Below are 12,242 nucleotides of genomic sequence, written 5' to 3' on the forward strand. Positions count from 1 at the left end.
GAGACCCAGATGCCAAACGAAAATAATCAACAACCAAATGATTCAACACAACACGTGGTGAATTTTATTAAAAGTTATATTGGTAGAATTGTCGGATTTTTAGTGTTTTTAGTTATCGCAATCTTATTCTTAACACTCGGCTTTTGGAAAACCATCCTGATTATCGTGTTGTGTTTGATTGGAATAGGAATTGGGTATATTAAAGACCGTAAGCAACAATTTCTCAACTTTTTAAATCGATGGAGTTAATTTATAATTTGAAAATTAGTTTAAGGGTATAGACGAAATATAATATGTTTGAAAAGGAGAATGTACTATGGCAGTAGATAATACAAAAGCAAAACAAGCATATGATCAAGAAACTGGAGTGAATAAAGTGGAACAGCAACAACAAGAAAACCAACAAAACCAACAACCGAAATTCCAAAATAAATTAACATTTGCAGATGAAGTTATTGAAAAAATCTCAGGTATTGCTGCACGTGAAGTTAACGGTATCTTATCATTAAAAGGCAACTTTGTTGATAGTATCAGTAATCAATTCTCTAACACTGAAAATGTGACACAAGGTGTTTCAGTAGAAGTAGGAGAAAAACAAACTGCAGTAGACTTAAAAGTAGTTTTAGAATATGGTGAATCAGCACCAAAAATCTTCAATAAAGTGACAGACTTAATTAAAGAACAAGTAAAATATATGACTGGTCTTCAAGTAGTTGAAGTAAACATGCGTGTTGAAGATGTTATGACTCGTAAAGAGTTTGAACAAAAACAAAAAAATAATCAAGAGCAACAAAAGAACCAAGATAAAGGTTTACAATAATTCAGCGTTGCATCGTGATTTAGTAATATAAATAAGTAAGAGGGCGGATTTGAAGATAACTTCAAAATACCGCCCTCTTTTTGATACATTTTTTATTCTGTTGCTAAAGGATTTTTAACTTTTACATACGTATAGTCATGTGCTTCATCTTCTAAGCGCATAGTAGTAACACATTTATAATCAATCGTTTCATCAAAGAATGTGTGTTTGATGTCAGCTAAACGTTCATTATCAATCGTATGATCTGCTTGCATTTGATTGAATTTCTTTTGTGTAATCTGTTTAACGACATCCCATAATTTGTTTTCTGATATCACGCTTTCTTGTGTATGTTGCGCGATTGTTAAAATTAGCTCTCCAAGATGGTTTTGGATAGTTGAATAGAACGCCTTGTTGAATACTGAAGTTGATTTGCTAGTTAAGATACGTGATTTTTCATGGAAATGTTCTGAAGAGAAACCACTGTCGTTGAGTTGTTGTTCATCAATACGTAAACCTTCATAGTCACGAATGAACATATGATTTAAGCTGCCATCTTCATTGAATGAAGCCACTGTATTTTGTAAATGTGCTTCTAAAGCAATACCATATTTCACCATTAATGGAATCACAATATCGACTAATGCTTGCGCATATTCAGCAAGCCAAGCTTCTGAAGCAGCTTCAAAAGATTCTGTTTGCTTCGCACTTTGATAACGTTCAATTAACGAATTTATCACTGCAATTTCAGCGTTAGGATTACTAACTACTAAACTTGATGGAATGATGTTAATAGTATCAGGTGCTGTTAAGTGATAAACATTTTCTCTTAAGAGTGAACCAAGCTGTTCACTGCGTTCTGTTTGATAGTCGCCTTGATCTTGTTTGTGATAGAAATGAATACCCGCTAGTTCAGAAATTCCAGAAGCTTGAATATCTTTAAATAAAGGGTCTTCAGTCAATATCTGGTTAACGATATGCGTCACAAGTGGACCATTAAACGTTGTTTGTTCTGACAATGTTCGAATCTCTCCGGTAATATGCACATTGGTTGAGAGTTTGACATGCGGTGTTGTTTCTGGCCATTTCGGCATTAAAGTTCTAAATGACAGTCCTGCATAATAAGATGTTTCGTAAGGGATTGTCTTAATTTGACCTGCATCAAGTTCTTGTGCATAGTCACGTTCTAAAATCTCATCATATTGCCAAGGATGTAACACAATAATGCTGTAATGATTGTGTTCATCTGAAGGGATTGCTTGGTTAAAGGCACTTTCTAAACCTTCGAAGTTTTTAAAGAGCGTTTCATTATATGTATGCTCAAGTGTTTGTGTACGAACGAGGTCATTGTGTACCGCAATCCATTTTAATGCAATGGGTTGTTGGAATTCAGATGAATATTGAATGTTTTCTTGTGGTGTTAAACCTTTGCGTAATTTGGCACCTGGGTGAAGCGGGTGACCTTCAATGACTGATTGCTCAGAACATAAATAACTATCTGATGCGTGTGCGATAATATCGAACATAGCACGTGTATCATCTTTTAAAGTGATATGTTGATAGCTGAGTGCGAGTGCCATATTGGCTACACTATTCATCATATCGTCACTGAATTGATCACTTGCTGGTCCTTTGAATTTAGGTGCTTCTGTTAAAATCACTTCTAATACTTCTTCTGGATGCATAATGCGTTGGTGTGTCTCTGGTTTATCCATTTCTGTGAAATAAAATGGACCATCCATATCAATACGGTCAAAAGCATGAAATCCTGAAATTGGCGCATAGAGTGTCAGTCTAGATGTCGGCCAATCCATCTTCATGACTTTGCCTGTGTTCGATGATAACTCAAAAGGTAAATCTGTATTATTTATAATTTGTGCTTGTCGGCCTTGATTGACCATATTTTCTCGATAAATTGAAACGACTAAACGTTTCGTAACCAAGTCTCTTGCAGTTAGTAAAATAGTTTTAAATTGCTCAGCCCATTGTGGATGGGATGTAGAAAGGTAATCATAAGCAGATTGTTCTTCTGCTGTGAGCTTTATAGGTTGTTCATTTGTTTGTTGTAATATATTTTCCATAATACACCTCTTATTTAATTATTTTACAAAACAACTAAAGATTTGTATAATCCATCATATCGGTAATGATAATCATTATCAATTAAAAAGACAGGTGGAATAAAAAATGGCAAAATATTTTTTCCCAAGTTCATTCCTACTGTTTTTGGGGAATTGGATCGGACAAATCGCATTGAATTGGTATGTATACGAGCAATATCACAATGCTTTTTATTTGGGATTGGTCAATTTCGTCAGACTGATACCAATCTTATTTCTAAGTATCTGGGCAGGGGCTTTAGCTGATAAATTCGATAGAGGGAGATTAATTCGAATAACTGTCACAGGTTCTACAACTTTAACAGCAATCTTATGTTTGTTGAGCTTTGAATACAGGGAATTACCTATATATATTATTTTGATTTATGCTTGTTTAAGAGGCATACTTAATGCTGTAGAGACACCTGTCAGACAGGCGATTTTGCCTGATTTATCTGATAAAATCAGTACAGTCAAAGCAGTATCGTATCATTCGTTTATCATTAATATTTGTCGATCAATCGGACCAGCGATTGCAGGGGGCATTATCGCAGTGTTGAATGTGAAATATGCATTTTTAGCACAAACCTTGGTTTACATAGGTGCTATGCTGTTATGCTTGCCACTTCATTTCAAAGTCGCTTCAGCTTCAGATGAAGAAGGTGCAGCACGTTTCTCTGCAACGGTCGTCAAAGATTATTTTAAAACACATGGACAAGGACTCCATATCTTTATTACGTCATTGTTGATTATGGCCACTGGCTTCTCTTATACCACCTTATTACCGGTATTAACCAGTTTGAATTTTCCTGGTCAGGCTTCAGTATTTGGCATCGCAATGACTTTCAGTGCTATCGGTGGTATTACCGCAACGTTATTATTGCCGCAGATACTGAAATTATTTTATTCAATTAATGTATACTATTTAAGTTCTATCCTGTTTGGTATCGCATTACTGATGGTAGTTATGCCGAATACAATTCTGCTGTTCGGCTTTATCTTTTTAATCGGTTTATTTAGTCAATGTGCACGGACAACGAATCGTGTATATTTTCAAACACATATTGAACCTGAAAGACGTGGCAGAATTTTAAGTATTGTGATGATGGATCGCGGCATGATTCCATTAGGTGCAGTTATTATGAGTGCGTTAACAGAACTTATCGGCATTGTACCGACATTTATTACAATGGGTCTTAGTACATTACTCATTGCAGCGCTCTTTTATGGGATGAAAGAACTTAAGAATAGAGGAAGTGTAATATGAGACAAACAACATTACAACAAGCAGATATCAATATGCAGCATCGTGTGTTCAACGCCATGATTAAAGAACACATTTTTAACGAAGGCACACGTATTACGAAACAAAATCATCGGTTAGAAGTTCAATATCAAGGTAAAGTACTCTCAGTCAGCTTTAATGGTGTATATGCATTTGAACGCTATCAAATGCAAGGGCCGCTGGAACTGCAAGAGGGAGACAAACAACAGACGATAGCATCCTTAGAACAACTAATCGACACGCTAGAACAAGATTTTGAAGTAGCGTTCCCGACTCGTTTAAAACAAGAGTTGATTCATAGTCGACGTGGCTTTGATTTAACTTATGCGCAAATGGAGAAACGCAATCAGCTCATTCAAGATAGTATGAAATTTTCGAGAATGCCAGTGAGCTTGAATTATTTTGCTTGGATGTCGCATATGAATGCATTAGGTGGAATGGATGATTTATTATATTCAGAGAGTTTAGTTGTCGAAGGACATCCGACTCATCCATTATCCAAAACCAAACTGCCTTTAACGAACGAAGAAGTGATGCGTTATGCGCCAGAGTTCGAACAAATCATTCCACTAAAAGTCATGCTGCTGAGAAAAGAAGATGCAGTGACAACCAGCGCTTCTTCTGATCCTGATTTCATATTGAATGAAGTTCTAAAAGATGATAAAGCCCAATTGAAAGATTATGCGAAAGCGCTCGGTTATGATATCGATGACTTTGAAATTGTCATAATTCATCCATGGCAATATGAACATGTCATTGTAGAACAATTTAAAACTTGGATTCAGGAACAACGTTTAATACCGACACCCATCACTTTGAAGTCAAAGGCAACTTTATCATTTAGAACGATGGCGTTATTAGAGCGTCCTTATCATATTAAATTGCCCGTTCAAGTACAGGCAACGAGTGCCATTCGTACGGTTTCTTCAGTCACGACAGTAGATGGACCGAAATTGAGTTATGAATTACAAGATATGTTGAACGTCTATCCGCAACTTAAAGTGGCGAGAGAACCGTTCGGCTTACATGCGGCTATTGAACCAGATCAAGCACGACAATTAGCTTATATTGTCAGAGAACGTCCGATGATTGATGGTGAAGGTGTAACTGTCGTAACCGCAAGTTTAGTAAATCAAAATCCTGTAGATGACATGAAAGTGGTGGACAGTTACTTAGAATGGGTTGATCGTGAAATTTCAGCACAATCAATCAAGCATTTCATGACAGTCTATGCACATACTTTAATTCCACCATTAATTGCCTATATCCAAGAGTATGGCATTGCGTTAGAAGCGCACATGCAAAATACAATTGTGAAACTTGGCAAGGACTATAAAATGGCCTTTATGGTCAGAGATTTAGGCGGCTCTCGTATAGATTTAGAAACGATGGAAGAGAAAATTCCAAACGTCAAAGTTGAAAATGAAAGCTTAATTGCGGAAGATATTGAAGCGGTGATTGCGAAATTTCAACACGCAGTCATTCAAAATCAAATGGGTGAATTAATTTATCATTTGAGTCAGCATGAGGATGTGACAGAACAAGAGTTGTTTACGATTGTTCAAGAAATTACACGCCATGCGATTGATCCGAATAAACCACATGCGACAGTCTTGAACCAAATTCTCTTTGGAACGACGATTACTGTGAAATCTTTATTAAGAATGCGCATGGAAGGCAAAGTAAAAAAATACGTAAATACGATTTTAGATAACCCATTGAAAGAAGGAGAGTGAACCCCATGGCTTATGTAGAAATAGATTTAGCCAAAATCCAATTCAATGCATTGATGTTGAAAGAAAAGCTGGCACAAAGAAATTTAGAAATGATGCCAGTGATTAAATGTATCGCTGGAGATAAGCTGATTGTTGAATCATTGAAAACACTTGGTTTTGATCAGATGGGTGACGCACGTATGGTCAATATTGACCAAATTCATGATGGTGCACTCTCTTATATGTTGATTCGCACGCCTAATCGCAGTGAATTAGAAGATTGTATTGAGAAAACTGATATTAGTATCCAAACGGATCTTGAAACGATTCGCTTATTGAATGAAACTGCAAAATCAATGGGCAAAAAACATAAAATATTATTAATGGTAGATTGGAAGGACAGTCGTGAAGGTGTCTTAACGTATGACGTTGTTAAGTACATAGAAGAAATCATGTATATGTCTCATATATGTTTAACAGGACTGGCTTTTAATTTTATGTGCTTTTTAGATATTCCGCCGACTGAAGAAGATATTTTACGTATGAATCAATTTGTACAAGCAGTTGAAAAAGAAACGGGTTATACTTTAAAAATGATTTCAGGTGGCAACTCAAGTGCGTTACCATTACTTGATTATTGTACGTTCGGCAGAATCAACCATTTAAGAATAGGCGAGTCATTATTTCGCGGTATCAGTACAGTAGATCAAAAGCCGATTCATTATCTCTTCCAAAATGCGATTACTTTGAAAGCAGAAATTATTGAAGTCAAACCAAGAATAGATATTCAACATGATCGCTCATATTTACAGGCCATCTTAGACATCGGTCATATTGATACTGTGATAGAAGATATTACTCCTTTAAATGATCAAGTGAAAATTATGGGTGCGACAAGTGATCACCTCATGATTGATTTACAAAACACAGATTATTATCAAACAGGAGATATCATTGAGTTTACGCTAGGTTATAATGCATTAGCACAAAGTATGTATCAAAAGACGCTGAAACATGTGTATATCAGAGATGCTGGTGTACAAATTTTAGTGGACCATTTTGAAGTCAATCATGATCATGTTCAAATTAATCCTTGATAGATATAGGCAAAAAAATTGACAATATTGTAAACCGAACAAAATTTGTTCGGTTTTTTGTTTATTATTGCTAAAACCATGTTGACATTGAGAATCGTTATCAATAAAATAAAAAGTAAGATGATTGAATGAGCGATAAATGGGATATATCTAAATGGATGGTACGTAGATACATACGACCTTCATACATAACTTGGCACGAGAAAGATAACTGAGTTGACCTTCAGCTACATTTCATTTGTTGTCTCATAGAGCATCTAACAATATGAAGGAGTGGAAACATGAATAGATTAAAGTTTCTTGGTATTCTTATGTTAGTACTTGCTTTGACTGTCGTTGCGGCTTGCGGCAATAACAGCAAAGATAGTTCAAAAGAGTCTGATAGTAAATCTTCAGATGATACAATCGCAGTAAAAAATGAAGCGGGCACAACGAAAGTGAAAAAAGATGCGAAACGTGTCGTTGCTTTAGAATATTCATTCGTTGATGCTTTAGCTGCATTAGATGTGAAACCTGTAGGGGTTGCAGACGATAATAAAAAAGATCGTATTATCAAACCTATCCGTGAGAAAATCGGAAATTACGAATCAGTCGGTACACGTAAACAACCAAACTTAGAAGTAATCAGTAAAGAAAAACCTGACTTGATTATTGCGGATGCACAACGTCATAAAGGTATTTATAAAGAATTAAACAAAATTGCACCAACTATCTTATTACCAAGTTTTGATGGTGACTATGATGCAAACATCGAATCATTCAAAACAATCGCAAAAGCCTTGAATAAAGAAAAAGAAGGCGAAAAACGTTTAGACGAACATAATAAGAAAATGGATAAATACTCAAAAGATATTACTTTAGATAAAGACTTAGCTGCTTTACCTGCTGTATTAACTAAAACAGATATTATGGCGCACTCAGATAAATCTTATGTTGGTCAAGTGTTCCATCAATTAGGCTTTAAAGAAGCATTAAATAAAGATGTATCAAAAGATTTACCTAAATACCTAGATGGTCCATACTTGAAAATGAGTACGGAACAAATTGCGAAAGTAAATCCAAAACAAATGTTCATCATGATTGATGAAAAAGATAAACCATTATTAGAGAAACAACAAAATGACAAAGTATGGCAAACAATCGACGCAGTTAAACATAAACGTGTTTACACTGTAGATCGTAGTACTTGGTCTCGTTCTCGTGGTTTAATTTCATCAGAAGAAATTGCGAAAGAGTTAGTAGAACTATCTAAAGAACAAAACAACAAATAAGCGATTAAGATGATTAGAAGGGTGAATGGCTATGACAAACCAATCTAGCCACAGCCTTATTGAAAAGAAACAAAGAAAACGCACCACACTCCTCTTTATCGGGAGTGTGTGCTTTCTTTTTATCGTGATGTATTTCAATTTGACTGTCGGCACAACACATATGAAATTTAAAGATATTGCAGATTATTTAATATGGCATCATGACACGAAAAATACATTTATTATACATAATATCCGTATGCCAAGAATGGCAGGCGGGCTATTGATTGGTGCAGCTTTAGCAGTTGCTGGTTTATTTATGCAGGCAATGACGCGTAACCCATTGGCATCTCCGCAAATCTTCGGTGTGAATGCCGGAGCATCATTTATTATTGTTGTGATTACAGTCATTTTTCCGGCATTGACTTCAATTTCAACATTACTTGCGTTTATCGGCGCGTTTATTGGCGGTAGTATTGTTTATATGTTGTCTGACTCAACGAAAGGCATGACACCAGTCAAATTAGCTTTAGCTGGTATGACGGTTCATTTGTTCTTTACAAGTTTGACACAAGGTATCATTTTATTAAATGAAGATTCTACAACGACAGTTTATTTCTGGTTAGTTGGTACACTCTCAACATTGAAATGGGGAGATGTATTGTCTATCACACCATGGATTATCGGTGCATTCATCGGTGCATTATTCATGGCACGTCAAATTTCAGTGTTAGAACTTGGCGATGAGTTAGCACGAGGACTAGGTCAAAATATTAAGTTAACACGATTATTGTTAGGGGTGTTGGTGGTAATTTTAGCCGGAGCATCCGTTTCAATTGCCGGACCTATCGGATTTATCGGTTTGATTGTTCCGCACATTGTAAAATATTATACTTCTCATAATTACTTTGTGATTATACCGCTGACGATGATTTTCGGTGCTGCCATTTTATTATTATCAGATGTCATCAGCCGTTTAATTGCATTTCCATTTGAGACACCGGTAGGTATTGTGACATCCTTCGTCGGTGCGGTTTACTTCTTAGGCTTAACATTGAGAGGAGTGAAACGAGTATGACAAGACATTTAGGACGTAAATATATAATTGTGATTGCGATATTGATCGTCGTTTCCATCTTCTCATTATGTGTAGGTGCCGTATTTGTAAATCCGCTTCAAGCCCTCAAAGGCTGGATTATGCAAGATGACTTTATCGTCAATGAATACCGAGAACCAAGACTTTATGTCGGTTTATTAGTCGGCAGCAGTTTAGCAATTTCAGGTGCAGTAATTCAAGGTGTTGTACGAAATCCTTTAGCATCACCAGATGTTATCGGGATTACTAAAGGTGCGAGTTTAGCAGCTGTTTCAGTCTTGATTCTCTTCCCGAAAGCACCGATTTATGTATTGCCGGTTGCTTCGTTTATCGGAGCTTTAGTCATCAGCTTATTATTATCTTATTTAATCGCACGTAAAGAAGTACAAGGTTCAAACTTAGCGTTAATCGGTTTAGCCATCGGTGCGATTTGTATGGCAATTGTGCAATACTTACTCATTCGATTCCCATTAGAAGCCAACTTAGCTTTAGTATGGTTAACAGGAAGTTTATTCGGACGTTCCATGGATCATGTGATTTCAATCTTGCCGTGGTTTATTGTGACCGTACCGCTTATTTTATTTTTTGCGCAACGTTTAGATATTATTCATTTAGGTGATCAAGTAGCGACTGCGCTTGGTACGAGAGTTCGTTCAGTTAAAATGGTAATGTTGATACTTGCGGTTATGCTGGCAGGTTCTTCTATTGCGGTTGTCGGCGGACTGAGTTTCTTAGGATTGATTGCACCACATATTGCACGTTCGATTGTCGGCCATAAACATATTCATATCATTATGATGTCTGGATTAGTCGGTGCGATTTTAATTATAGTCAGTGATACATTAGCACGCGGCATTCACCCGCCGTTAGACATTCCAGTCGGTGTGATTATTGCGATTGTCGGTGCACCATACTTTATTTATGTTTTACGCAAAATGTAATAGGGAAATAGACAACTGTCTCTTATTAACATGAGAGGCAGTTTTTTTATAGGGGAAGTTGGGGTATTAGAATTTGAAGGTGTTAAATTTATACAGATTTATGTATAAGTATTAAAATTCTTATTGCTTAACCATTACAATACGCTTATAATGTATTGTAATGAAAGGGAGAGACTATGGAAAAATATACAAAATCAGAAATCTTCAAGGGACGTTTGAAGTTCATTATCATGTCATTGCTCGGTATCATGTTGTTCTTAGTACCGGTGCCGGTGACACAAGACGGAAAGCAACAAACGACATTATTGGTAGCATTTTTAGCAGGTTGGTTGAAGGACGTATTAGGTCCAGCAATGCCGTATTTAATTTTAATTGTAATTACATTATCTGGTATTTTGACTTTATGCTGTTCGACTTTCTTAAAGAAGCGCTTAAAGTCTGATGGGTTATTGAATAATACGTTTAATGTGACGCCGATTTGGTTGGTTGTCAGATTATTAGCGGTAGTGTTTGCATGGATGACATTTTTACATATTGGTACAAAAGTGATTTATTCAGACGATACTGGAAATTTAATCTTTTCTAGTTTATTGCCGACGTTATTCTCAGTGTTCTTTTTTGCGGCACTCTTTTTACCGTTACTGATGGAATTCGGTTTATTAGAAATGTTAGGACCGATTTTCAGACCAGTCATGCGACCATTATTCACTTTGCCTGGCCGTTCTACAGTGGATAACCTTGCATCATTTATCGGTGATGGTACAGTTGGTGTTATCATTACGAGTAAGCAATATGATCAAGGCTTTTACTCTAGACGTGAAGCGACCGTTATTTCAACAACATTCAGTGTTGTTTCACTGACGTTTGCGATTGTAGTGGCTGAAACAGTAGGGATGCAGAATCATTTCTTCTATTTCTATTTAACAGTTATCGTTTCTTGTTTAGTTGCTGCAGTGATTATGCCGAGAATTTGGCCGTTACGCAGTGTACCAGATGAATATGCGGTTGAAAACAGTGAATATGCGAAAGATGAATCTAAACCTGAAGGCATATCAGCTTTCAAACATGGATTTAATCTAGCGACTGAAAAAGGAATCAAATCACCAGGCCTTTTGCAATTCTTTAAATCAGGGTTGGTCACTGTTGCAGATATGTGGTTCGCAATTTTACCAGTTGTTATGGCAATCGGGACACTTGCGACGATTATCGCAACATATACACCTGTCTTTGAGATTATTGGGAAACCTTTTGTACCGCTGCTTGAACTCTTACACATTCCTGAAGCAGAACGAGCATCTGAAACTATGTTGATCGGATTTGCGGATATGTTCTTACCTTCAATTTTAATTGATGGTGTGAAGAGTCAAATTACCTTATTTGTTGTCGGTGCATTGAGTATTTCACAATTGATTTACTTATCAGAAGTCGGTGGGGTTATCTTAGGTTCTAAGATTCCTGTCAGTGTCTGGAAATTATTTGTGATTTTCTTATTCAGAACGATTATCGTATTACCAATTATTGCTTTAATGGCACATTTATACTTCTAAATATAAAAGCTGAGTCTTGCAGTAGAAACTGCTCGACTCAGCTTTTTTTATTATTCTAATGTACCTAAAGAGGATAACACACGAGATTTTACTACGTTGTTTCCGATAACAGGAGATTCTGATGAGGCATTTGACTCAGAAGATTTAGGGCGTTGATGTGCTTGTTTGAAAGCATCGCTATTCTTCCAATTTTCAAAATCATCTTGAGATGCCCACCATGTTGAAACATGCATGAACTCAGTATCTTTTTGATCACCTTCTACTAAAGAAACTTCAACACGATGAAATCCTGGCATTTCTTTTAATTGAGGGTTGGAAGTAAAGCGACCTGCCATTTTTTCAGCAAAGCCTTTTTTCACTTCTATTTGGTTTGTGACAATATACAAGACTATCATCCTTTCAAAATCATTGTT

At 36.2% G+C, this 12,242-nt stretch carries 11 protein-coding genes; 9 read left to right on the forward strand and 2 right to left on the reverse strand.

Features of this window, described 5'->3' with window-relative positions; all coding sequences use genetic code 11:
- Window positions 1-9 precede the first annotated feature (9 nt).
- Together MUA87_RS03805 and MUA87_RS03810 are read left to right on the forward strand one after the other, a co-directional pair.
- Window positions 10-249, forward strand: coding sequence for a DUF2273 domain-containing protein (locus tag MUA87_RS03805; protein ID WP_002479520.1), 240 nt, complete (start codon window positions 10-12; stop codon window positions 247-249).
- Window positions 250-316: 67 nt separating this feature from the next.
- Window positions 317-820 carry an Asp23/Gls24 family envelope stress response protein gene (locus MUA87_RS03810; protein ID WP_002479519.1) on the forward strand — a complete coding sequence of 168 codons (504 nt, stop codon included), beginning with the start codon at window positions 317-319 and terminating at the stop codon, window positions 818-820.
- A 92-nt stretch (window positions 821-912) separates the two neighbouring features.
- Here MUA87_RS03810 and MUA87_RS03815 read toward each other — a convergent pair whose 3' ends face one another.
- Window positions 913-2,880 carry an IucA/IucC family protein gene (locus MUA87_RS03815; RefSeq protein ID WP_262551317.1) on the reverse strand — a complete coding sequence of 656 codons (1,968 nt, stop codon included), beginning with the start codon at window positions 2,878-2,880 and terminating at the stop codon, window positions 913-915.
- Window positions 2,881-2,986: 106 nt separating this feature from the next.
- Here MUA87_RS03815 and MUA87_RS03820 point away from each other — a divergent pair, with 106 nt between their 5' ends.
- The 7 genes from MUA87_RS03820 (at window position 2,987) to MUA87_RS03850 (ending at window position 11,829) form a co-directional block, all read left to right on the forward strand.
- Window positions 2,987-4,165, forward strand: a complete 1,179-nt coding sequence (locus MUA87_RS03820) for an MFS transporter (RefSeq protein ID WP_002479517.1) — start codon at window positions 2,987-2,989, stop codon at window positions 4,163-4,165.
- Window positions 4,162-5,919: an IucA/IucC family protein gene (locus MUA87_RS03825; RefSeq protein WP_262551318.1), complete on the forward strand. Its 1,758-nt coding sequence runs from the start codon at window positions 4,162-4,164 to the stop codon at window positions 5,917-5,919. Before MUA87_RS03820 ends, MUA87_RS03825 begins: the two co-directional genes overlap by 4 nt.
- A gap of 5 nt (window positions 5,920-5,924) precedes the next feature.
- Window positions 5,925-6,995, forward strand: a complete 1,071-nt coding sequence (locus tag MUA87_RS03830; protein WP_023014949.1) for an alanine racemase — start codon at window positions 5,925-5,927, stop codon at window positions 6,993-6,995.
- 281 nt (window positions 6,996-7,276) lie between these two features.
- Window positions 7,277-8,266 carry an ABC transporter substrate-binding protein gene (locus MUA87_RS03835; RefSeq protein WP_002479514.1) on the forward strand — a complete coding sequence of 330 codons (990 nt, stop codon included), beginning with the start codon at window positions 7,277-7,279 and terminating at the stop codon, window positions 8,264-8,266.
- A gap of 31 nt (window positions 8,267-8,297) precedes the next feature.
- Entirely contained in the window at window positions 8,298-9,323 is a 1,026-nt protein-coding gene (locus MUA87_RS03840) for a FecCD family ABC transporter permease (protein WP_002479513.1), read from the forward strand.
- Entirely contained in the window at window positions 9,320-10,282 is a 963-nt protein-coding gene (locus MUA87_RS03845; RefSeq protein WP_002479512.1) for a FecCD family ABC transporter permease, read from the forward strand. Before MUA87_RS03840 ends, MUA87_RS03845 begins: the two co-directional genes overlap by 4 nt.
- A gap of 176 nt (window positions 10,283-10,458) precedes the next feature.
- Window positions 10,459-11,829: a YjiH family protein gene (locus tag MUA87_RS03850; RefSeq protein ID WP_002479511.1), complete on the forward strand. Its 1,371-nt coding sequence runs from the start codon at window positions 10,459-10,461 to the stop codon at window positions 11,827-11,829.
- Window positions 11,830-11,879: 50 nt separating this feature from the next.
- On the opposite strand, the gene MUA87_RS03855 is transcribed toward MUA87_RS03850, so the two are convergent.
- Window positions 11,880-12,215: a heme oxygenase gene (locus tag MUA87_RS03855; protein WP_002479510.1), complete on the reverse strand. Its 336-nt coding sequence runs from the start codon at window positions 12,213-12,215 to the stop codon at window positions 11,880-11,882.
- Window positions 12,216-12,242: the final 27 nt, after the last annotated feature.

This window comes from Staphylococcus simulans, from assembly GCF_025561465.1.
Classification (GTDB): domain Bacteria; phylum Bacillota; class Bacilli; order Staphylococcales; family Staphylococcaceae; genus Staphylococcus; species Staphylococcus simulans.